We start from the raw sequence: 23,170 nt of genomic DNA on the forward strand, positions 1-23,170 counted from the left end.
TGAAACAAATTCCATTTAACGCTCCCTAAGGCTCTCATGGGTAGTTTCTTGTATTGGACTAAGCAAGTACTCAATGACTTTTCGTCTTCCAGTCTTTATTTCTGCAGTCAAATTCATTCCTGGTCCTAGCTTAATTGGTCTTCCATCCACATTAATTGCGCTCAAACTCAATGTCAGCATGACAGGAAAAATAGCCCCCTTCTTCTCGTCATTGATGGCATCCGCCGTGACTGTCTTTACCGTCGCTGGAACGGTTCCATAGCGGGTGTAGAGGAAGGTTTCGAGCTTGATCTCTGCCTCCTGCCCTGGACGAACAAATCCGATGTCTTTGTTCTCCAGCATCACTTCTGCAGTGACCGAGGCTTCATCAGGAACAATGACCAGCAGAGGTTGCGCTTCGGTAACCACACCACCTTCTGTGTGCACAGCCAGTTGTTGCACGGTGCCAGTAACGGGAGCCTTGAGAGTGGTGAGCTTTTCTCGCTGAACGGCTTTGCTGTGTTCCTGCGATGCTTGATTGCGCTTGAGGTCAGCCTCGGCCTCGCGCTGGCGCAATGCTTTACGGGTTTCGGCAAGGTAGGCAGCTCTTGTGTTTTCACTCTCGCGTTGAGCGGCGATGGTTTCTTGCAGGCGAGCTCGCTGGGTTGCAAGGTCTCGCTCCATCTCAATGCGCTCGCGGGAGCGATCTTGCGTGGCGTGCTGAGAAATATCGCCTTGTGCAGCCAGCGTTTTGAAATCTGCTTCGCGTTGCCGTGCAATGGGAAGTGTGGCTTCCAGCTTGGCGATGAGCTCACGTACCGTGCTGGCTTCGGCCTGCCTGCGCAATATCTCTGCTTGCGCCTTACCCAAGCGAGCGGCTATGTCACTCCACTCAACCGCCAATTGAGTTTGGGCCGACTGGGTGTCATCAGTAGTCCAATTTACAGGAACGCTCTCAGCAGTCAGATGAGGAGACTGAGCCGACACCGCAAACGCAGATAGATCCTGTTTTGCAAGTAGATTCAGCAGAATTCGGCTGCGCAGCACGTCTGCTTGAGAGACTTTGAGGGCTTCTTGTACGGACGTCTTATCTGCATGAGCACTTGTGGGGTCCAACTCCACAAGCGCTTGGCCCGCCTGCACATGGTCACCGTCTCTGACCAAGATACGCTGCACAACGCTGCGCTCCAACGGCTGAACGACCTTGGTGCGCTCACTGACGATGATGCGGCCAGGCGCCACAGCCACAATGTCCACCTGACCGACAATGGACCAGATCAATGCGATGAAGAACAAGGCCACAATGCCCCAAGCCAGACGCCGCGGTGCAGGGTGAACAGGCGTTTCTTGCAAGCTCAATGCTGCAGGCAAAAAAGCAGCTTCATCTGCCAGGCGCTGAGGACCGGCCAGCTCATGCCGATGCGTCCATGCCATGCCAAAGATCGCGCGATAGCGTGCCAACAGCTCAAGCACCGGATGACGCCGTGGAGCTGCGGCTTGCGTAGCAGTTGCAGCCGCCTGAGGTGTACTCATGATGCGACTCCTTCTGCAACTGCCGGAGGATCAGCAGGCATTTGCGGAGCACTTTGCATGGCCCACAGCCTTGCGTAAATGCTCTTGGGTTGAGCAAGCAAGCCATCATGGTTGCCCATCTCCACAATGCGTCCCTTGTCCATCACCACAATGCGGTCAGCATGACGGACCGCAGAAAGGCGGTGGGCGATGATAAAGACCGTTCGTCCTTTGCTGATGGCCGCCATATTGCGCTGAATGATGGCTTCGCTTTCATAGTCCAGAGCACTGGTTGCCTCATCGAAGATCAGGATACGCGGCTGCGTAAACAAGGCTCGCGCAATCGCAATGCGCTGACGCTGTCCGCCAGAGAGGCTAGCGCCTTGCTCTCCTACGACCGTGTCATAGCCCTCAGGTAGCTCACTGATGAAATCGTGAGCCCCTGCCAGTTGCGCTGCACGCATCACTAGGCTCAATGGAGCAGCAGGGTCTGCGATAGCAATGTTCTCGCGAACACTTCGGTTAAAGAGCAGGTTCTCCTGGAGAACAACACCGACTTGACGGCGAAGCTGTGCGGCATCAATCAGACTGATGTCCATGCCATCCACCAGCAAACGACCTTGCTCAGGAATGTATAAGCGTTGAATGAGCTTGGTCAGCGTGCTCTTGCCCGAGCCTGAACGACCAACAATCCCAACCACTTCACCAGGGCGGACCTGGAGATTGACGCCATGAAGTACAGGTGCTGCCTCAGGCCTGTACCTGAAAGTGACGTTCTCCAACTGAACTCGGCCCTTAAGCGCGGGCAACTGAGCTGCAGTGGACGGCAGAACCTCAGTGCGCGTATTCAAGATGTCACCCAGACGAGCCATCGAAATACCTGTCTGCTGAAAATCCGTCCATAACTGAGCCATCCGCATGATGGGCTGCGAAACACGCTGGGCGAACATGTTGAAGGCTACGAACTGCCCCACCGTAAGCTGGTTATCCATTACCAGATGAGCGCCATACCAGAGCGTGGCTGCGTTGACCAACTTGCCAATTAGATTGACGCCTTCATGTGCCCAACTGGCCAGGTTCTGGGTTTTAAAGCTGGCACTGACATAGGCTGCAAGCTGGTTATCCCAGCGGCGACCAAAGGAAGGCTCCAAGGCACTGGCTTTAACGGTCTGGATGCCTGTAATGCTTTCCACCAGCATGGCTTGGTTTTCAGCGCCACGGGCGAACTTGACATCAAGTCTGCGACGCAAGATAGGCACTACGGCCAAACTCAACCCAAAGTACAGCGGAAGGCTCACCAGAACGATCAACGTCAAAGGCACGCTGTACAAAAGCATGACTGCGATAAAGACGATGGAAAACACCACGTCCAATACGACTGTCAGGGCATTACCTGTCAAAAAACTTCGAATATTCTCCAGTTCACGCACGCGAGCCACTGAATCACCCACTCGACGCGCCTGAAAATAAGCCAACGGCAGTTGAACCAAATGGTGAAACAGCCGAGAACCCAGCTCGACGTCAATACGGCTTGTGGTGTGGCTGAACACATAACTGCGCAAGCCTGTAAGCAGGCTTTCAAAAACAACGACAACCACTAAACCGATCACCAGCACATCCAGAGTGCTTAGACCACGATGCACCAGCACCTTGTCCATAACAACTTGGAAAAACAATGGACTGATCAGCGCAAACAACTGCAACACCAGGCTTATCAATAACACTTCACCCAACAGGCGGCGATATTTAACAAGGCTGGGAATAAACCAGGAGAAGTCAAACTTGGCAAGTTCGCCTGCCAGGCTTGCTCGGCTAGTGATCAGAATGAGCTCGCCAACAGACTCCCCGCTTGAATTCGATTGACGAGCCCATTGAGCAGCAAAGGCATCCAAAGGCTCTATGACCGGCCGTCCCGGTTTGGCATTTTTCCCATCCTGCCCAGGCTCAAAAGATTGAATCAGTACCCGCTGGCCATCGCATTGGGCAAGGATCACAACGCGCGAGCATTGCTCCCCTTCATCACGCAACACTGCCAGCGCAGGCAGAGGCGTCAAGCTCAGACGCTGAAGGTTCGTGCGGACATGTTTTGCTTTAAGGCCAAGGAGTTTGGCGGCTCGCAGAATAAGTGAAACATCAACCGGATCGCTGGAAGTAAGGCCCATTTGATGGGCCAAAGCTGCTGGATCGGCGGCTACTTGATGTAGCCGTGCCATAGCGCACAAAGCCAGCAACTGCGGCTGGCCTGCAGGTGGCCCGCCTTGCTCAGACACCAACTTGGCTGTGTCCCCTCCATGCGGCAGTTGATCTGAATCGTCACCGCCAACTACCTGGACCATGACTAACCCGCCCCTCTTTAATAAATACTAAATAATTCTCAGTTTTTTCAAATATATCCGGAACTAGAAAAATAGCGAAGAATTTTTTAACTTAACTTAACTCGTTAAATATAAATCCAATTAAATAACATGTTAACAAAATTGCCAATATTAAAAAACGCAGACAAGACTATATATTTCCTATGTGAATACCTACTCCGAATAGCCGGCGGTAGCTTTGAAGTGCGCTCCAATGCGCCATTTTTCCTATAGCTGGATCCCCCCGGATAGTTACTGTTCTGTCTAAGACATTTTTGATCCGTAATGAGCGAATTGCAGCATTTCCCTGCGTCGCCTACATAAAATTGAGAGCTGCTAACCTAGACCGGTCATTGCGGATCGATTTTTTTTATGCTCAGGACGACCACTACGCGGCAGTGTCCGATATTTGCCCCATTGCTGAACTAAGCAGGAGCAACTGCGGCAAAGCAGGCACAGAGCGGAACATTTCAATCGACAGCAATGAGTCGATAGTACTTACTCGTGAGTCACGATCGCGGACTTCCAGCATCCCGAGGACAGCCTGTTATCGAAGGGCTGCTGCTCACCTGAAAACAGTCATTGAAGAAGCGACTTTCTTGGTGCTCTGATACTGGCATGAGGCGATGGCTGGTAGTTCGCCCTGCGACCATGAGCGGCAGCAAGCGTTGCAAAGCAGGCATTAGCCGCTGAGGCGCCGATGACCACCATGGGTCGATCGCTGGCGGACACGAAGGACTGCTGAAGGGTACCCTCGGTGTATCGCGCGGCCCCATCAAGTCTGCCATTCAGCGACAGACCGCTCATACAGCCAGAAGCAGTCGCTTGCAGGAACACCTCCAAGGACTGCTGTTGACCGACAGCACCACTTCGTACTCGCCTCCGATAGCTGCCTTTGAGTAATTCACTGATGCAAGTCGAGTGGCTGCTGTTGGGGGGAGTAAATGATCTTGCCCCTGCAATTGCGGACGCCAAGCCGCCGCCTTAAAAGCGTAGCTTCACCGCCTCCATGGCTTCGTTTAGATGGGAGCCTCATCAGCGAATGCCATCAGGGCCAGCGGGTGTACCAGCCTGCACAATAGGCCGGATATAAGACTGCAGCCCCGCCTCCTGATTCTTCATGCACAAGGGTTACTTGTAATCCGGGAGGCTTCCATATAAGTCACTCGAAGCGTCGGTTGCCGCCAGTAAAGTGGCGCGGAATGCTGCAGCGCCCTGTGTAGCTTTCTCGCCCGTTGCGGTCTGATCAAGCCTTACCCAACTGGGGAATGTTTAGGCCATATTTAGATGATATCTAAAAATATAAATAAATTACATTTCATTCACTAATTGGTACGAACCTCCAACTTTGAGAATCCCTTTGAATGAAATGTTCAGACATCCCAAGATACCAATCATCCATATCAACCCTTTTATTATTTACAGGATTTTTATATCTCACAGAGTAGACGTTATCAAAATACTCTTTAATCCTATTGAATGCATTGCGCAAACTCAGAACAACAAATATTTCGCTATTATTTTCGTCCTTCATAATATAGCCAAAAACCTGCGTATTGAATCGATAGGTATCAAAGCGTATTAAATTATAAGGCACACGCATCTCAAGATATCTTCTGTCGTCTAAAAACCAGTATGGATACTCTTTATTATGTAAGCAATCCATATGCTCACAGAAAGTAGAGACAAACCATGAAAAAGATGAAACTAATGCCTCGGCACAAATATTCGGCACTAGGCAATACTGGGCTCTAATACTCACATCATAGTTTTCATACCTTGGACCAACACTCTTCAAAACATTTCGTAAGGCAATTATTTTTCCCGCGTATGCTCGCCATTGATCAAGTAGGGCGCAGCATGGACAATCATATAATCCTGCAGAGATTACAGGTTGAGCAGCTGTAAAAGGTCTATCATGTGTGCCCCAAGACAATTTACTGGTTTTTTTATGCTTGCATATAGAGTACATCTGTTTTTTAATATATCTATTAATTGACTTCACTATTGGGACAATAATATTCACTTCATCAAACAATGGCAATTTAACTCTACTAGACGCATACTCGGGAGAGTGAAAAATCTGAGATTCACTCCATTTTTCAGAGATACGAAGTCCACCTTCAATTAAGTACTCTCGATTAGCTCCAAGGCCTGCAATTGACTGGCATATTTTTCTATAGAGTTTGGGAGACCATGGTTCACCGCGCAATATATACTCAGATTTAAATTGAATATTTCGTAATTTACCCATCTCTTTCTCTATCAGGGCGAATTCTTCAATACCCTTAACCGTGCCTGCGAAGAGTTTCCAAGCAAACCGGCCTTTAACCAAAGGCTTCTTACAATTTTGACAGCACATGGGGTGAGAGAAACGATTTGGATCAAAACGCGGCACTCCTAAACGCTGCCCACAATGCATACATCCCATTATTAGAGGGACATGATGATAAGGACACTCATCAATTGTTGCGAACTGAAAACAGGGTGAGTGAAAGCAATTTTTAAGACATAATGGGCAATATCTTAGAGACTGTGTACTACACATTAACTGAGAATTATCGAATCCATAGCACGCGTCGAAGCTTCTTCTTCTAAAGTGCAAGAAGAAATCTTTTATAAAATTGCAACTGCTCATTATTTCTACATATTGATCCGCAAAAGGCTCGCTAATTGGCATCGGTAGCTTTTGCCGTTCAGTCCCTATCATTTTTCTCCACAAACCGGCGCCGTCAATTGCATTCATCCATAAAAACCGATGAAATGCCATCCAGCTACTCTCATAGTTAGCTAATCCAGAAGCGGCCCATAGCATGGGATAATTATTTTCAATTATCGGCATAGCCAATTAATAATTCATTAGAGGCTGCTGACGAAACAGCTTCCCCCCATAATTCAAGCGCGGCCTTCTCGCTTAAATTTTCTTTTTTCATGGAGTCAATAAGAAATGAATGAATAGCGTCATTTATGAACGCAAGCCGAAAACCATTCTTTCGAAGCGAAATGCTATTGGTTCGAGATCGTTCCATCAATATATTCCAAAACCTCTCAGCTTCACTTTCCAGTCTCCAACCAGCATCGAATGCCATGTTTCGGAAGAACCTCGAGTAGCTCCAATTGGAGCCAATGGGATAAAAAAGCATATTATCGTATGCTGACAGGTATCTTTCCAATCCCTCTTTTGTATGGAGTCCTCCAAGACTAAATCTATTGACAAAGAATCGAGCAATAACTGCGCCTTGATCCTGCTCCTCGGTCAGCTGCATTAAGTAATCTAAATTAGTCTGACCTACCAAGACCGTAACTAATAAAAATCCTTCTCGCCTCAAATCATTCCATATCTCTAATAAATAGCGAAGTTGAATCACTGTGAGCATTTGCGCTTCATCAACGAAAAGCACGCAAGTCCTGCTCCCAGCCATCACGGAATTCGCTATCAAATAGCGAGGCAAAGCTACAATTGAATTTTGGTGTGACGATGAATGGTACTTCAATGAAGTTAAAATCTCTTGGCAAAATGATGACTTACTTTGATTAAGATTCCTTGTCCCTGAAAATGAAGCAGCATAAATAATAGGCATATCAGTTTTTAGCCTGGATATAGTATTGACTATGTTCTTAGACTTACCAACGCGAAATTCACCAGTAATATACAAGCCGCTTTTCCTCGCGAAAACATGATCAAAAACAACATTATAAAAATTGTCTGTATCACTCGTATCGATGAAATAATCACTCTCCAGCATTGGATGCAATGATGTTAGGCGAATCCGCACCTTTTCAGAACTTATGTCGGATTCCATAAATTTAGTGTTCCTAGAGTTTTCAAGCTTTTCTTTGGCTACATCTAACTCACTTTGGCAGTTATTTTGTAGCGGCTCTTTTTTTACTCTATTAGATCTCTTGCCTCCAGAGATTTCTGCTTCCTTAACATCGTCTTCTTTAGAAGAAACTAATCCAGCGGACTGGGAATCCTTTTTAGAATCAACAGAGTTTGAATTAGGTTTGAACGGCATATAATCCCCTAGTCTTCCCCTGGAGAGAAGAATTCTCGTCTACCTAGATTTTTCACATCTTCTTGATCTTTTACCGACTCTGTTAGACTGTTAAATCGAGCAGAGATATTATTCACCCCATCACCACTTAATGTTCTTAAAAGTTTTTTTGCATCCTTCAGTATTTTTGGCGATGATTTCTTGGAAGTCTTATGAAGGATATTGCTTGCGAGATAGTTTTGGTACATTCTCACTGGGTCTGTTGATCTATCTCTAAAAATCCCTTCCCGGTAAAGCCTATTGATCTCTTTTCGAGTCTGCCTGTCGTGTGGAGTTAAAGCCCAAACTCCGCTAACACTCAGTACACCAAGAAGGCCGCCATTTTCCCTAAATGCTTTAACGGTTCGATAATCACTTCCAACATGCACACAGATCTTTTTTCCTATCAAGCTCCAATTTTGTCGCAATATGTCATTCGTGTACTGCGCTTCATCTAACTGAACATAAGGAACTCTCCCTTTCGACTGATTACCACGAACAGCAACCCAAATCTTCTCAGTTGAAACGTCCGGATTCATAATAAAATCTCCTGAATATTTAGGAATTATGCTGAAGCGTGAGGCACCTTGCCAATCTATCGAAATTCTTTCGTTTGGAGTTAGCGCCATTAATGCTCTTCTTCTTTGAGCATTATGTCTTCTACACAACTTAATAACCAATGAAATAATTGAATTAACATTTACTTTATACTTTAGTGCCTGGCCGACGGGATTTGAAACTAATGGATCAGATGGCCCACTCCCCGTTGAGGATGGCAGTAATCGCAAATCTTCTTGAAGTTCTGAAAATATTCCCTCAACTACATATCTATTGATCCAACTACGTACTGGCCCGTATGTCACCGATATTCCAGTTCTTTTTCTAAGATCCACAACGACAGAATTTGCCAAATGACTAAGATGATTATCAAGACAAAGATTACATATTCTACGACCTTTAACAAAAGGGATAACCTCCGCAGGAAAACCTTCTCCTGAAATTTTTTCGAAATTTCTGAATAAATTATCGTCTTTATTGTCTATAGGAGAAATATAATATTCAAAAGCTTTAGATATATCTGAAGAATTGAATCCTCTTCCGATCGATAGAGAAAAACCTAGAATGGCAACGCTTTGATAGTCAACTATAGGGCAAAAGTACAATCTGTTTAATGGTATCTCAGCACTTTCAAAATCCAGAGATACCTCTATCGTGGAAATATTTGGTAGGGAGTATTCGTCATAAGCGCATCGTTCTAGTGAGACAATGGGTTTTAATAGTGCCGATCTAACATTACGTCCTTTCCCCTGAAATACCCCTTCTCCCCAGCACATCTCATGCATTGCAAAATTATTGGTGCTACGCAACTTTTTCACATAGGCGCAAAATGACTCATAGGCATGTCTAGAGGTGGTGAAAGGATATCGATTAGTCTGGCATCCAGACTTTCGTAATTCTGTCAAAAAGTCTTGATGCAGCGCTGAAAGTTTTATCCCAACACCCGCAATTCTTTTTCCTTCTAATTTTGAGATTAGCCAATTATTCACCTCAGGATTATCTAACATTAATCTTGAAAATGCGCCAGAGAGACCAGACCCAGTGTATATTTTGTCTATATCTTTAGTTCTCTTATAATCTTCCGTACGTGAATATGCTATTAATGCCCGGAATCCGAATATTTTTCCATCAGGATGAATTTTTAAACATCTATCTATGTAATAAGCCATTAGGCTTTTAGAGATCCCATATCTATCCCTAATGGTTCTTGGTAGCGCCCCTTGACAAACATCTATAATTGCATTATGCAGCTTTATATATCGATATTCATCAGTATATGATAGCACTGAAGAATCGACCGTTGGCCAAGAGTTCCAGTCAGAGTATTTTATTAGTAATTGTTTAACGGCCATAAAACTGCCCTATATTTAAAATAGTTTTAGGACTAAGCGGCAGGGAATCCAAATCGGATTTAATTACTCCTAACTGAACCAACTTGAATGCAGTGCTGAAGATTTCATCCCAAGGCTGATCACACATCTTCTGCAAATCTTCAAGAAAAATACCATTACCAATAGTTGATATAACATCTCTACTCAAACTAATCCATTTAGCGGTGACTGAGTATCTGGTTTGAGCTAACACAGTACATATCAAGAGCCAATCATGTATTAGTCTTAGATTGCTGCGTGCTTGATCTTCTGTAAAATAATCCCATGAAACTCCAGCAGCATCTGCGAATAGTATATTTCTATCATCTTCAATATTAAAAGAAATCACTTCTAGGTACTTTGTTTTTCTATATAAAACACTTCCATCATGATGAATCACAATGAAATTCGGCTTATCCCCCAAGAATGCCTTTTTATCCAAATGATAATTAATTAAACCTGAATCAATTTCATAATTTTTAACTCGTTCATCGGCTTCCAATAGCAGACCACAGCTGAATTCCAATTCAGTACCAAAAATTAAATCGCGATTATTCTTTGAACTATAGAAATAGGTAATAGAGCCTGTACGCCTCCCGCGAGCGCGCATGGCCGATCTGAGTGCGGCGCTGGGCTTTAGCGCATTCATATTCTTCAGCGCATTGCCAGTAGAGGTGTACATGCGGGTCTCCTTCATGTGACCACTCATTCACTCGTACGCCGATCCCATTTAAAAGCAAGAACATTTGCTGAGTCTTGCCAGATGGTACAAATAATTACTTCGAAAAAAAACCAAGTAATTATTTGTACTAAGACTGGCTAACACCACCTATCCACGAAGCGTGCGCAGATGATCGCTGCCGCCAACTTCAACAGCGCTTCGTGGATATCCAGCCGTCGTTCAAAGCGGATTCGCAGCTTGCCAAAGCCTGCAAACCAGCTGTGCGTCCTCTCCACCACCCAGCGGTGCTTGCCCAGCCGCTGGCTGCTCTCAACGCCTCGTCTGGCAATCCGGCCGATGATGCCCCGCTGCCTCAGGTGGTTTCGGCATCGCTTGAAGTCGTAGCCTTTGTCAGCGTGCAGCTTGGCTGGTCTTTTACGGGGACGCCCTGACAAGCCTGCAATCGCAGGAATCGCGTCCACGCACCTCTCGAACATCTTAGAGTCGTGCCGGTTCGCGCCGCTGACCAAGATCACCAGCGGAATGCCTCTGGCATCTACGACGATGTGTCGTTTGGAGCCGAGCTTGCCTCTGTCCGTGGGGTTGGGGCCCGTTTCCTGGCCCCCCGGGGGCTTGGTACCGAGGAGCCATCAATGCTGGCCCGGCTCCAATCGATCTGGTCGTGTTCACGCAAGCGCGTCAGCATGGCCTGGTGCAACTGCTTCCAGACACCAGCGGCATTCCAGTCTCGCAGGCGCCGCCAGCAAGTCATGCCGCTGCCGTACCCAAGAGATTGGGGAAGGTCCTCCCATGGAATGCCTGTTTGCAGCACGAACAGGATGCCGTTGAGGGCGGCTTCGTCGCTGACCGCGAGCTTGCGCGCACCGCCTTTGGCAGAAGGCACGAAGGCTGGGATCAGGGGTTGTAGCTGTCGCCACAGTTCTTTGCTAACGGGTCGTCTTGCCATGAGGGCCGCAAGCATAACTGCTCTGCGAGGGGCTATGACGAAGTGATGTTAGCCACTCTAAGTGCGTACACGGGCGCCCGGATTTGTCTAGTCTTCAGTTCGTGTTGCTAGAAAGGACAAGATTGCACGCGCATAGACTTTGTCGGCGTGAAGCTTTGGAGGTCGCTTGCGTGCCCGATCCAACAGGCCTGCAATGGCTGCCATCCATGCGCATCTCGGCCATCAAGGAGTCATACCTGCTGGTCCGCTGACGAAGGCCACCACGGAACGTCTCTGACATCTATAACGAGGTGTCGTTTGGAACCGGGTCAACTCCATTGGTGGGGTTGGGGCCATTTCCTGGCCTCCCGGGGACTATTGCCAATGAAGCATCGATGATGGCCCTGCTTCAGTGATGTTCAAGCAGTGACACCAGCACAGCCTGAAGCAACTTCTGCCAGACGCCGATCACGTGAGCGTCTCCATCAAGTCATACCGCAGCCGCAGTTCTGGGCATAGTGGAGATCCACCCCAAGATATGCTTGTTTAAAGCCCGTTAAGAGCTGCCTCAACGCTCACGGTGAGCTTCCCTGCGCAACCTTTGATGAACATGTGAGGCACGGACCAGAGACTAGAACTGTCGCCACAGCTCTATGCTAACGGGTGTCTTTGCTTGGGGGCATGAAGCAAAAATGGAGCATGCTGGCCTCTAAGGAAAGTAACGTTACTGGTTCTAAGCGAATTTTCAATCAACCGTTTTGTAAGACCAGTACAAGAAATTACTTCACCCACCTGCTGCGCATGCGAAATGTTGGGTGATGTTTAGAGCACCTTATCCCGCACATCTGCCGCATATTCGATACATCCTTGATGATCTACGCTACAGCGATGCACAGCTCGCTAGGCTCCTAGACCTAAAGCCATCGACCATCAAAAAATATCGGCGCGAGGGGCAAGCCCCTCGCGCCGTTCATTTAGCCCTGTTTTGGGAGTCACGATGGGGAATTTCTACCATCGACGCAATCGCTTTCAATCATGCAGCTGGCAACTACGCACTGGCCGAATCTCTCAAGCGCAAAAACGCTAGGCTTGTCAAGCAAATCTTGACCATGGAAAAGGAGCTTGCGAGGCAAAAAACCGCGTCGGCAAACGCTCCAATTTTCCAAATTGGCTAGCAGCCGATGCGAAATTGTCTGTCTCGGGCTTCTTTTCGTGCTGCCCTGACGTCATCGAGTTTCTTCATCCCGCATGCGTTAACGCGGCACTCGGCATCAAGCACTCGAATCTGATGCTCAAGCATTTGGCATTCGTTCGGAGTCGAAGAAATGGAACGGGAAGCCACAGGAACGACTTGCTCAGCAGCTATAGCGTGGGCTCTATCTCTCTGCTGTCTGGCAATGGCCAGCTGCTCTTCCCAAGATACATGGGCGGGAACACGTGCAATCCGATCCATAAAACGACCGTTTGCTGAACACGGAACCCCCTCCCATGTCAACCTATCTTGAAAGTCTTTACAGAGGTAGATTTCCTTTGTCTCGGACCTGTCTACTGGCCGACTGTTCTGCTGCGCGAGCTGCTGGCCACCGTCACATGGCGAGTTACTGTAGATATTCCCGCATCGATAGATCTGGGCTGCTGATGGCGTGACTGACCTATCAGGAACTACGGCCTGTGGCGCAATGACTTCTGGTTCAGGTGATTGAATAGCAGTTCGTTGAGGACCAGCAGCAGGAGGCCTCTTCAAGAATCGAACGATCTCAGTCTGATATCTGTATGCAAGTGCCCCGACTAGAAGTACCGCAATCGTAAAAATGAACTTCCCCAGAAAGCTCATTTCACTTCGGCCACTCGTGAATGGATTATCACGAGGATCTCTTCGGGCATTCAGGTTCTCGTCGTAACGCTCTTTCCAATAATCTCTGTCTTGTATTCCCATACATCCCCCTCAGTCGGGATCATAGGACAGAGCGCCTCTACCAGTTTTCAGCGTTGGCTAAAAGCGCGGAGGCATTTCGCCATAAATCTCCATAAACCTCTTATGCGCAGCCGCATGAGCATTGGCGCATGTCAGCGTCATCTGGTCTGTCTGACATGCAGCAGATGGCCTGTAAATCTGACTCCATGCTGCTCGCATATCTGCTTCATGCTGCTTCCTTTGCAGTGCATCTGCTGCCTGCTGCCTCTCTCTAGCGACTCTCTCATTAGCGGCGGCCTCACGACGCTGACGATCTTCCTCCGCCTGCTTTCTAGATCGGTCAGCCTGTTGTTTAGCCTGCTTCTGCATCTCGGCAGTCGCCTGCCGAAGTGAATATTCGACCTCCCATGCCATGTATTTGGTGTAAGCCAGTGCGGCCAGCAGTCCACCAATGAAGACGCCCAGCGCTATCTTGAGCACATCAACAAAAAATGTGCTTTCTTTCTCATCGGCCATATAACGAGCCATAGCCACTCCCCTCCTCTTTTCCCAATCATAGGGCGGAGCGCCTACGGCGGTTTGTCTCTCGGGACACGGCGCGAAGGCCCAATCTTTGCCAGGAGCGCGCCACGCGAGGACCCTGGCTTCATCTGGCGGCAACTTGGAACACAAGGCCACAGCAGGCAATCACGGCTTAGGTACCACTACCTGAGAATCAATGCCGGTGGCTCGGTCCACACCCCAGAAGAACTGAACCACGTTCGCGCTCTGCTGGCGCTGGCCGCATGAGATCAGCAACACACAGTGTTGGCTGGCCGGAGCCATTCAGAAATGACCAACACCTGTCCTTTTTTTTCGTATGTGGCAAACTATGACCATGGCTAAAGCACACACACTCACCAAAGCGAAAACGGGCACGATCCCCGCAGGCGGTCGTGTGGTTACTCAATCCGCCGACAAAAGCACATCCAAAGAGGTGGTCGCGCGCAGCTTTGAGAAGAAAATGGCCGCCGCGCGTAAGGCGTCCGTCAACAGCCATCTTGGCTTCGTTGTTCCCAAACTGACAGGCCATGAGGCATTGCACTTCATGCGCAGCGTTGGCGGCTTCGCCTTGTCTAGCAAAGTAAAGACTTCCAAGCCCAAGTCCTGATGGGTCAGATCCTCATTGCGTATCACGGCACCGATGCGACAGTCCGTGATGCACTGGTATCACGACGCACTAGCCCTGTACCTTCGTCCAACCCATATGATTGGCTCTATGACGGGATGTACTTTTTCGAAGGCGACTCAGCCCGCGCCTTAAAGCTTGCTACAGCCTCCAGCAAGCGGCCTCAACACAAGCTCACCCGCAACCCTATAGCTACGCCAGCTGTTGTTGGGGCAATTATTGAGATCGATCGCCTGTTTGACCTGACCACGCAGAGCGGGATTGAAAACTTCACCCTCGCGGCGGAACTCATGGTCAAGGCCTATGAAGTCGATGGCAAAGAGCCGCCCAAGAATAAGCCTTCATTTCCGGGTGACACCGAAAATCTTCACCGAGCCTTCGACCGAGAAGTGTGCAAGATGGTTCATGCCTTGCGCAGACATGCAAATACCGAGGCGATAGCTCTGGCGGCTCAGTTATCTCAGTTGCTGGGGCTAAATGAGAGCGGTTCATCCCCGTTGACAGCATCACAGCTGAAGCAACTCGGAGAAGCCACCCTGCAGATTGTCAATACAGCACCGTTTCAAGCTTCGAGGGGTGCCTTTGAACAAGGCAAGCAAGTTGACCCATCGAGCGCAATATACGATGACACACACCTCCAGCTCGCGGTGCACGATCTTTCATCCATCAAGGGCTGGTTCCTGTGCCCGGGGGACAAGCTGCTGACCCCGGACGAATTCAGCGCTGCCGAGGATGCCTTGAATGCTGCTAAAGCACTGCGCACAGCCCAGAAGCCCCGTACACGCGCCTCCTGATTGCTCCATGCGTTCTCTCCTTACTTTTTTCTAACCGGCTTCAACCTCGCAGCGCGGCTGCAAGTCCACGAGCAGGCCAAATTTATCGACAAGAGCTACCAAAAGCCTATGAAGGCCGCGTGAGCCGCAATATCGTGACTGGCGGCTATCAAATCGACTCTCCAACGTTCACCGGGATCGTCCCGAAAGAGCAAATTGGGGGACTGGTAAATGTCGATAGCGATGGCTTGCTCTGGCAGTCCACGGTCACTTTGTACGGGACAGCCGCTCTGATGCTGTTGCTCTTCGGCTATGGCATTTCCAGGAGCTTGCGCAAGGGCGAGCGCCACACCGCTCAGGCTTAGAACGAAGCGCTGCCATATCCAAAGAACCTGCCCGAGGCAAATCATACGCAGCTCCGAACCTGCTGGCAAAATGGCGACCATGCGATTCCTCCACACGATGTTGCGCGTTGGCAATCTCCAGCGCTCTATTGACTTCTACACCAACGTCATCGGCATGCAACTGCTGCGCAAGTCCGAGAACCCCGAGTACAAGTACTCGTTGGCCTTTCTTGGCTTCGAAGGTGGTAACCCGGGTCAGGCGGAAATTGAGCTGACTTACAACTGGGGAACCGAGAGCTATGACATGGGCACGGCTTACGGTCATATTGCCCTGGGTGTGCCGGATGCCTATGCAGCCTGCGAAAAGATCAAGGCGGCCGGCGGTAATGTGACCCGTGAAGCAGGTCCTGTCAAAGGCGGCAGTACCGTGATTGCTTTTGTGACGGATCCCGACGGCTACAAGATCGAATTAATACAAGAGAATTCAAGAGCTTACATGGCTGACCGCCAGAATGCCACCACCGACGATAATTTTGATCCGCTGCGCAACGCGTAAACGACAAAAAAGCCCCGACACAGTAAGGCAGCGGGGCTTTTTCTTTTTTGAGGTCCGATGCTTACCGCCACCCTCCTCTACGTCGTCGGTATATCAGACGGTGAAACCTTGACCGCCAGATGTGGCGAGCCCGGGCAATACGAGCAGGTCAACGTGAGGCTGCAGTGCATTGACGCCCCCTGAGCGCATGCAACCATTCGGGGAGCGCGCCCGACAAGCACCGGCCGAACTGCCTCTGGGATTGGTGCAAATACTCGCGAAAGTCTCTACAAGACCTCGCTCTGCAAACGTCGTGAGAGGCATTGGCTTTACTGGGTCAGCCACAGAACCGGCAGTGTTCCGCAGACGTAGTGAATTTGCCGTCCTTTGACGACAGCCCCTGGACAGAGGGCACTATTCAAAATCCATAAGACCTTAGGCAAGACTCCGCAGCCTCCGCAACTGTTCTGGCTTTGAAGACAATACCAAGGTCAAGCATTTCGTGAGAGCTTACGACCGGCGTCATTCCCGTAGGAATTGGTATAGCCTTAACCATGTTTGTCTGTACACGGTGGAAAACGGCCGCAATCACACCAACAAAATAAATTTGACCGCCATTCGCGACAATAGAACCGTTTCGAGTCGCGCGAGCTCCTTCGTGTATAACGAAAACTGGACTACCGCTTGACCCGCCAAAGACAGAAGCGTCGACAACAAACCGGGGAGTATTCTCAAAGTCCACCTCCAAAGGGGTGGCTGTTGTGCCGCGGCGCGCTACCGGCAGAAAATTTTTACTGTCCCAAATGCCATTCGGATAACCGATAAAGGTCACTGGTTCGATGGCATCGAACAGATGCATTTCCTCCTCATTGGGGCTCAACGACTCAGGAATCGAGCGAAAGAATAGCTCCAACTGGTGTTGATTTCGAACGAATTCGAGAATTGGGGCTAAAGGCGCAACAGCAATGTCTACATCGGGGTTTGGGTGACCGTGCCACATCATGGCCCACTCGCCGGCATTGAGTTGCACGGTATAGGTGTTGCCGATATCCGGCTTTCCATTCTTCGCGAGATGAAATGTGATTTCCCCATGCGCGGTTCCAGCGTACACATGCTTATTCGTTACGATGAAAAGCGCCTCCCCTTTATCGAATTTTGAAGCATAAAAAAAGCCGGTACCCGAACCTTGGTCACCATTGGCAGAAAACGTTCTAATCTGAACAGTAGTGAAGAATAGCTGTTCAGCAAAGGTCTCAACTCGCATCAGAATCCATTCAAAAAAGAAAATAGTAGGTCTTTGGAAAGACCAGACAGCCTACCAGAAAGCGGCTTCTGCAAACAAAATGCCACAACCGAGAGCAAATACCAAAGAGGATTCAAAGCTAGGCATAGGCTGTATCAAAAATGTTGACGGGCGCTAATACCAGCAACTGCTGAGCCTCCCGTGCTGTCCCGGCCAGCCACTGATCAATATCCTGCATCTCGATCGCAATCACGCTCCGCTTGTCCTGCTGGTCCGCCGGCAGCTTGGGATCTGGCTTGTGCATGCGACTCATCAGGGGATGTGAGTCGGCATTGATGGTCAGCATGGTGTAGCTCTCCACCAGCTCATCTGTCTTGGGATCATTCCAGCGATTCCACAGCCCGGCCAGCGCCCACGGCGCACCATCGGCCCGGCGAAATCTCCACCACACGTTTTTTCCAGTCTCCCAGCATGGCTCGTCAAAGGACCAGGCTGGAATGATGCAGCGCTGGCCGCGCGCCCAGGGAGTCTTGTAGCTGGCTTTGCTGGCCAGCTCCTCCGAGCGCGCATTGTTGGTGCTGTACTTCAGCACACGCTCTTTGACAAACCAAGGGATCAGGCCCCACTGGCCCGCCACGCCCTCGATGCTGTAACCAGGATCATCGACCGCGCGGCGAAGAAATGGGCCAGATGCGCGCGGAAAGATGTCGAGCCGCTCATCCTTCCACCAGCCCGGAGACTCCCGACCGATTCGGAAATGCCGCTCTATCTCGATCTCTGAGGGCGTGTTGTAGCGGTTGCACATGAGTGCATACTAACAAGTCGGGAAATATTTTACTGTATAAATTTACAGTATGTGGTGCACTATCTATCAACTGTACTCAGACGGCGTGAGGCTGCCGCCAGAGGTCGCAAAAGCCAATGGCGTCTACGGCTGGCTGTACATGCACTCAAAGACGCCAGTGGTTGGCATGCCTCTCTGCAAGGCCTATCTGCTGCCCGAGCCGGACGCGCCCACTGTGCCAGAGCTGATCAAGCCGCTTGAGCACTGCCACCTCAAGCTGATCAATGGCGGCGGCCTGCGACTGAGTGGACAAGAGTGGAATGTCCACCATCGACACATCAGACAAAGCTGGTGGTGCGTGCCAGGTCCAGCACTGGGGCGCACGCACGATGCACAACCCTAGTCACCCGACCCTGCTGCGCACGCCCGGGCGATATGGCTTTCCCAATGAGCGCATCCTGCCTGGCAGCCCCAGCGACTACATCACAGAAGAAGTTCACCCCGGATGGATGCTTGTGGTCACCGTTGATGACGGTCTTGTGTACTTTGGGCCGGGACCAGCAAGCGTGGTGGTGTCCCCCGCTCCTTTTTGAGTACTGAGCACAAGACGCAAGTCTCCATGGAGCGGTCTTGGGCACTGAGAATTTGATGCGTGGTAACAAGCTTTAGGGGTTCGCAGTGCGATGGCTGACATGTAGCAAAGATTAGGCTGAATCACATCGGCCGCGAATAACAGTGCTTGGCGCGAGCAAATGGTCGAAGGCAACAAACTCGAATCCCGCTTTGCCTTTAAAAATAGCTAAGGAAAGCACTGTGCTTGTGTCCTTATCGATCGCGAAGCCCCGAAGAGAGTTACCTGCGTCCTGCTTCAACGTCATTGAGGGATAGTTCAAGACGACGAATGGGTAGAGAGACGGCCTCCCGATATGCACGGACAGCGAGCCAACTGCAGTGCGAAGCGGGTCAGTTAGTGCTTCAGTAGTGCTACTCTTTCGATCCCGTAGCGAAAGTGTCAATCGCGCGTCTTCCAAGACCGTTTCTTCTGGGACAGTCAGAACAAGTCTCATCGTGCGCCCATACTCAGGCAATGACTCAGTTGATTCACACGTAAATTGCTGATGCGCAAGGGACTGAGCCGCGGCGACTGAAAGCCCAATGGCAAGTGCAGTAGTTTTTTTCATGCTGTCTAGATACTGTGGCTAAAGCATTCTGACAGTTGCAGGCGCAACTTTCTGCTCTGAGACAATCGCGCCATGACCGATGAATCTCCGATCCACACAATCCACAAGCGTGTTTGCCACAGGTTCCTCCGGCACTGGAAGGCCCACAACAACGCCTATCCCAAGCTGATCAAGATGACGCCGGAAGAGCTGCGCCAGTTCAACATCGTCAACGCTTTTGCCAAGCCCGATGAAATGTGGGGCGTCCCGATCGAGGTCGACTCCAACACCACAGGCGTGATGATTGCGGTCGATGGGAGGGAAATGCCTTTGATCGAAGGCTACTGATCGAGCTCCAAACAAAAAAGGCGCCCCGACACTAATCGAGGTATCGGGGCGCTTTCAATTCAGCTGCTCTAGTAGTTTCCGGTCGGCCGTGATCTGGCCGCGTAGAAAGTTCACCTGGGCGTCTCGCTTTTGGACCAGGCCGCTAAGGTCTCCAACCAGGCTTGCGCCCTCTGCAGCAATGGCTCCGAGTCGCTGGTGCTGATCTGCGAGATCTCGGCAGGCAGCGGCGTCACCGGCAAGCTGGGCGTTGCGGGTGGCAGCGCCCCTGATGTCGTGCTGCAGGCCTGCAATGCGGACAGCATCAGCAGCGCGGCCAGCTTCCAGGCGGGCCAGTTCTTGCGTGTAGTCATGGGTATTTTCCTGTTGGGTAGCACCGTGCGTGACCACGGCAACCGCTTTGTTTTCAGTAGCTGCTTTCGATTGCTGGGCTAGTTCTGCCTCCTGTTTGGCTTGCGTGCTATCAGAGCGCGCGATGCGCGCGTCAGCTCGCCAGCCATTTACCGCCCAGCCAGCGGAGAAGGCCAACACCAACAGCAGGCCCATGGCAATAGAATTGGCTCGCTCGTTCATCACTTGCCATCCTCCAGGCACAGCGAGCGCTCAGCTTGCCGGCGGTTCTGCAGGCCCTGCACGTACTTGCCATCCGCGAATGACCAGTTCGGCGCTCCGCTTGGTGTCCTGGCAATCAGGTTGCAGCCGGCCGTCACGTTGCCAACGTTGATCTGGCGCACGGCCTGGGAGCCGCAAGCGCCCTCTTTCCCGACGTTGATGGCGAACATCGTCAGGCCGATCAGGCGCTTGGCAGTCAGATAATCCCAGTTCACGCAGCCCAAGACGGTGTAGCCGTATTCCAGCAGCGTGGTCTTGTTGATCTCCTGACATTGGTCGCTGGTCAGCTTTGCGCCTGGCGTGGCCTTCCAGTCCGTTCGGCCAGCGCAGAACGTGGGAATTCCGTTGGCCAGCTTGTCTTTGTAGACGTGAAGAATGTTGCCTTCCCAGCGTTCAAGCGTTGTGTAGGCCAGCGGGCTGGTCAGGGCTGCCAACAGTGCGGCCGGGATCGCCCCCTTCCTGGCCAATGAGGCAGGAATGCTTGGAGCCTTGGGCATGGAGACCTCATTCATGCTCGGCCTCCTCGATTTCCTTGGTCGGCGGCATGATCGGCGCTCCAGTCGTGCGCATCAGGGTCATGCGCAAGTCGCTCTCTGCCTTGTCCCTGAGATCGGCCGCTGCTGCACGATGGTCTGCAGCTGCGGCCCGCTGGTCCCGCCGCCATGACCAATATTGGCTGCAGACCCAGCCCAATATGCCAACGATGGCACCAATCGTGATACCAAGCTCAGAAATGGTCAGGCCGCCAAGCACAGCGCCGGCGGCCCCTCCATACGTTGCTGTCTTGCCTGCAACGATCGCGGCATTCTCCAGTGTCTCGTTCATGGACTCCCTCCACCGTAATGAGCACCAAAGGCAACCGTTAAGTCCGGATGCCTTTGACATAGCTCAGGGATGCTAGGGAGGGAGAGGATCTCCAGTCAGGCGCGCACAGAGACAAAGAGAACAAGGCAGGCGGCCGCCGGAACCAGCGCATCCAGGCCGCTGGCCCAATTCCAGACCTTGGGATCAAACCCGCCCCACCAGGGCATGCCCGTGCGATGCCCTCCAGCAAATGCCTGAATCCATCGGTATTCCGCCTGGGTGTGCTCGCGGGCCAGCCACCAGTTGCAGGCCAGCGCGCCCCCCAACCACCAGTTACCCACCGCCAGGCCGACTAGGGCCTGTGCCAGAAGGGCGATCAGGGCGTGAATCAGTGGCGTCCAGTCCATATCAGCCACCCTGGTTTTGTAGTTGCAGCTTCAGTGCGGTTACTTGCGCCTCGAGATGAGCAATGAGCTGAGTGGCAGTAATAGCCTCATCTCTCAGCACCGAGTTTTCCTGGACGGCAGCGAGATAATCGGCAGAGACGACGCTGCTGATTTCAGGTATCACCTCCGCAGAATTCTCTGCACTGAACGCTGTGCGGTGAATGCTGGGACCAGAAATCACCAATCCATCTTCCACAATAGAGGTGTGCCAAGACACATTAATGGAGCGAGAAGGAAATACGATTTCCACCGAATTGAGAACAGTTACTTTTTCGAGCGACATATCAGACCTCATAGTGACCAGAAAGATAGATTTGCGATGTGTTGCCAACTTCAGAAGCCGGGAATGCACCGCTCGTGGTGACACCAACTGCCCGCTTCAGAAAATCGACAGTTGCTGCAGCCACGTTATGAAAAGCGCGGAAGTCGTAGGCTGCTGTATCAGACAAATTGCTGTAGTACCCGATAGTCACCGCGCCCCGCGCCACCCTGGCGTTTGCCACGGAAAAAGGCAAACCATTAAGGCGAAGCTGTCCAGTCATTCCAGATGTCGAAGAGAGCTCAATAACGGCCGTCCAGAAAACGACGCCCCCAATCCTGGTATAGCGACCCGCATTGATCGCGTAGGTATTGGTGCCGGCCGCAGTGGTTCCGACAAGCGTCGGGGTAAATGCTCCCTCTTCGTAATAATCGAGCGTGTTGGCGTTGGAGCTGAGCGAATTGGTGAGGCGCAGATTGGGGGCGGAGGGTGCTCCCGTGAACGCCGGCGAGTTAAGGTCTGCCAGACGCTTCCAGTCTGCGAGCACTGGCCCTGCAGTTGAATAGCCCCGATACCATGCAGATGCTCCCGCACCAGCTCCGCTGACACCCAGCTGCACTGGGCGCAAGCCGCGCGAGACACTGACTCCCGAGAACGCTTCGCCACTCACCGGCGCATTACCAGAAGCCTGGCTGTCGGCAGCTTCCGCCGTAATGAATGTGGTCGGAGAGCCATTGCCGATACTGCTGGGCAACACCTTCGGATATCCGCTGGCTACTTCACCAAATCGCTCCTGCCCCAGCCCGTACTGCTTCATCTGTAAAAGCGATCCGGCGGTGGTTTGTATGGCCGTATTGTTCGCCCCTGCCGCTGGCGTCGGTGCAGTTGGCGACACAGAAAAATTCATCACACCTGCGGAATTAAGTGTCGCCCGGACCGTACCGCCGGTGATGAATTCGAGCACATTGCTGCCCGGAAGATTGACCCCTGTGTCTTCATCTGCAGTCGCGCGCAGGCTAGGTGCAGCCGCGGTCCCAGCTGCAAACTTCCCTTTACCCGCCGTATCGCGCACCGTCGCGTAGCTATTGACCAGCTCTGCCGCCTGAGCGGCCAGGTCACGGATATAGCTTTGCGTGGGCATCACCGCATAGCTCTGGTTCGCGGCCGTCGGCCCCTTGTAGTTGGGGCTGACGCGCAGGCTGGTGCCACTCACGATGGACGTGATTTCATAAACCTGCGAATCCGGGCCCAGGAAGGTCTCACCAATAGACACAGCATCCATCCATGCGGTGCCTGTTCCGGTGATAACGTTACTGTTGTTGGTCACCGTGACGGTGCCCGTTCTGTACCATGCCATTTAGCAGTCCT

General features: G+C 51.1%; 22 protein-coding genes. 6 read left to right on the top strand and 16 right to left on the bottom strand.

Translation table 11 applies throughout. From position 1 onward, the window contains the following. Positions 1 to 15 precede the first annotated feature (15 nt). The 8 genes from QYQ99_RS26945 to QYQ99_RS26980 form a co-directional block, all read right to left on the bottom strand. Complete coding sequence (locus QYQ99_RS26945) at positions 16 to 1,512, bottom strand: HlyD family type I secretion periplasmic adaptor subunit (RefSeq protein ID WP_302090774.1); 1,497 nt, start codon at positions 1,510 to 1,512, stop codon at positions 16 to 18. Continuing rightward, positions 1,509 to 3,704: a type I secretion system permease/ATPase gene (locus QYQ99_RS26950; protein WP_302093285.1), complete on the bottom strand. Its 2,196-nt coding sequence runs from the start codon at positions 3,702 to 3,704 to the stop codon at positions 1,509 to 1,511. The genes QYQ99_RS26945 and QYQ99_RS26950 overlap by 4 nt, the downstream gene beginning before the upstream one ends. A 1,459-nt stretch (positions 3,705 to 5,163) precedes the next feature. Beyond that, positions 5,164 to 6,693: a hypothetical protein gene (locus tag QYQ99_RS26955; protein WP_302090775.1), complete on the bottom strand. Its 1,530-nt coding sequence runs from the start codon at positions 6,691 to 6,693 to the stop codon at positions 5,164 to 5,166. Further along, the gene (locus tag QYQ99_RS26960) at positions 6,674 to 7,861 is read right to left on the bottom strand and encodes an ATP-binding protein (RefSeq protein ID WP_302090776.1); all 1,188 of its coding nucleotides are present in this window, start codon (positions 7,859 to 7,861) and stop codon (positions 6,674 to 6,676) included. Before QYQ99_RS26960 ends, QYQ99_RS26955 begins: the two co-directional genes overlap by 20 nt. Positions 7,862 to 7,869: 8 nt before the next feature. Continuing rightward, positions 7,870 to 9,789: a hypothetical protein gene (locus tag QYQ99_RS26965; protein ID WP_302090777.1), complete on the bottom strand. Its 1,920-nt coding sequence runs from the start codon at positions 9,787 to 9,789 to the stop codon at positions 7,870 to 7,872. Then, complete coding sequence (locus tag QYQ99_RS26970; protein WP_302090778.1) at positions 9,779 to 10,489, bottom strand: hypothetical protein; 711 nt, start codon at positions 10,487 to 10,489, stop codon at positions 9,779 to 9,781. The genes QYQ99_RS26965 and QYQ99_RS26970 overlap by 11 nt, the downstream gene beginning before the upstream one ends. A 137-nt stretch (positions 10,490 to 10,626) precedes the next feature. Continuing rightward, a protein-coding gene (locus QYQ99_RS26975; protein ID WP_302093079.1) for an IS5 family transposase occupies positions 10,627 to 11,435 on the bottom strand; the annotation gives its coding sequence in 2 pieces (ribosomal slippage) (positions 10,627 to 11,105 and positions 11,105 to 11,435; 810 coding nt in all). Between the two features lie 1,972 nt (positions 11,436 to 13,407). Continuing rightward, positions 13,408 to 13,857 carry a hypothetical protein gene (locus QYQ99_RS26980; protein WP_302090779.1) on the bottom strand — a complete coding sequence of 150 codons (450 nt, stop codon included), beginning with the start codon at positions 13,855 to 13,857 and terminating at the stop codon, positions 13,408 to 13,410. Between the two features lie 349 nt (positions 13,858 to 14,206). Between QYQ99_RS26980 and QYQ99_RS26985 the strand changes: the two genes are divergently transcribed. The 4 genes from QYQ99_RS26985 to gloA all read left to right on the top strand — a co-directional run bounded on the left by QYQ99_RS26985 (position 14,207) and on the right by gloA (position 16,170). Beyond that, on the top strand, positions 14,207 to 14,479 hold the full coding sequence (locus QYQ99_RS26985; protein WP_302090780.1) for a hypothetical protein: 273 nt from the start codon (positions 14,207 to 14,209) through the stop codon (positions 14,477 to 14,479). After that, entirely contained in the window at positions 14,479 to 15,291 is an 813-nt protein-coding gene (locus QYQ99_RS26990) for a hypothetical protein (RefSeq protein ID WP_302090781.1), read from the top strand. Before QYQ99_RS26985 ends, QYQ99_RS26990 begins: the two co-directional genes overlap by 1 nt. Positions 15,292 to 15,410: 119 nt before the next feature. After that, positions 15,411 to 15,635 (top strand): hypothetical protein, encoded by a 225-nt coding sequence (locus QYQ99_RS26995; RefSeq protein WP_302090782.1) that lies wholly within the window; start codon positions 15,411 to 15,413, stop codon positions 15,633 to 15,635. Between the two features lie 79 nt (positions 15,636 to 15,714). Continuing rightward, a complete protein-coding gene (gene gloA / locus QYQ99_RS27000) occupies positions 15,715 to 16,170 on the top strand; it encodes a lactoylglutathione lyase (protein WP_302090783.1) in 456 nt (151 codons plus the stop codon). Positions 16,171 to 16,567: 397 nt separating this feature from the next. Here the strand turns inward: gloA and QYQ99_RS27010 are convergent, their stop codons facing one another. Beyond that, positions 16,568 to 17,413 (bottom strand): trypsin-like peptidase domain-containing protein, encoded by an 846-nt coding sequence (locus QYQ99_RS27010; protein ID WP_302090784.1) that lies wholly within the window; start codon positions 17,411 to 17,413, stop codon positions 16,568 to 16,570. A gap of 118 nt (positions 17,414 to 17,531) precedes the next feature. Then, on the bottom strand, positions 17,532 to 18,197 hold the full coding sequence (locus QYQ99_RS27015; protein ID WP_302090785.1) for an SOS response-associated peptidase: 666 nt from the start codon (positions 18,195 to 18,197) through the stop codon (positions 17,532 to 17,534). A 299-nt stretch (positions 18,198 to 18,496) separates the two neighbouring features. Between QYQ99_RS27015 and QYQ99_RS27020 the strand changes: the two genes are divergently transcribed. Beyond that, positions 18,497 to 18,769, top strand: coding sequence for a hypothetical protein (locus QYQ99_RS27020; protein ID WP_302090786.1), 273 nt, complete (start codon positions 18,497 to 18,499; stop codon positions 18,767 to 18,769). 660 nt (positions 18,770 to 19,429) lie between these two features. Beyond that, a complete protein-coding gene (locus QYQ99_RS27025; RefSeq protein WP_302090787.1) occupies positions 19,430 to 19,684 on the top strand; it encodes a hypothetical protein in 255 nt (84 codons plus the stop codon). Between the two features lie 54 nt (positions 19,685 to 19,738). Here QYQ99_RS27025 and QYQ99_RS27030 read toward each other — a convergent pair whose 3' ends face one another. The 6 genes from QYQ99_RS27030 to QYQ99_RS27055 form a co-directional block, all read right to left on the bottom strand. Continuing rightward, complete coding sequence (locus QYQ99_RS27030; RefSeq protein WP_302090788.1) at positions 19,739 to 20,254, bottom strand: hypothetical protein; 516 nt, start codon at positions 20,252 to 20,254, stop codon at positions 19,739 to 19,741. Next, positions 20,254 to 20,805: a lysozyme gene (locus tag QYQ99_RS27035; protein ID WP_302090789.1), complete on the bottom strand. Its 552-nt coding sequence runs from the start codon at positions 20,803 to 20,805 to the stop codon at positions 20,254 to 20,256. The genes QYQ99_RS27030 and QYQ99_RS27035 overlap by 1 nt, the downstream gene beginning before the upstream one ends. Continuing rightward, positions 20,798 to 21,118, bottom strand: a complete 321-nt coding sequence (locus QYQ99_RS27040; protein ID WP_302090790.1) for a hypothetical protein — start codon at positions 21,116 to 21,118, stop codon at positions 20,798 to 20,800. Before QYQ99_RS27040 ends, QYQ99_RS27035 begins: the two co-directional genes overlap by 8 nt. 95 nt (positions 21,119 to 21,213) lie before the next feature. Further along, the gene (locus tag QYQ99_RS27045; RefSeq protein WP_302090791.1) at positions 21,214 to 21,504 is read right to left on the bottom strand and encodes a hypothetical protein; all 291 of its coding nucleotides are present in this window, start codon (positions 21,502 to 21,504) and stop codon (positions 21,214 to 21,216) included. A 1-nt stretch (position 21,505) separates the two neighbouring features. After that, entirely contained in the window at positions 21,506 to 21,826 is a 321-nt protein-coding gene (locus tag QYQ99_RS27050; protein WP_302089379.1) for a hypothetical protein, read from the bottom strand. Between the two features lies 1 nt (position 21,827). After that, positions 21,828 to 23,159, bottom strand: coding sequence for a hypothetical protein (locus tag QYQ99_RS27055; RefSeq protein WP_302090792.1), 1,332 nt, complete (start codon positions 23,157 to 23,159; stop codon positions 21,828 to 21,830). Positions 23,160 to 23,170 lie beyond the last annotated feature (11 nt).

This window comes from Comamonas testosteroni, assembly GCF_030505195.1.
In the GTDB taxonomy this organism is placed as follows: Bacteria; Pseudomonadota; Gammaproteobacteria; order Burkholderiales; family Burkholderiaceae_C; genus Comamonas; species Comamonas testosteroni_G.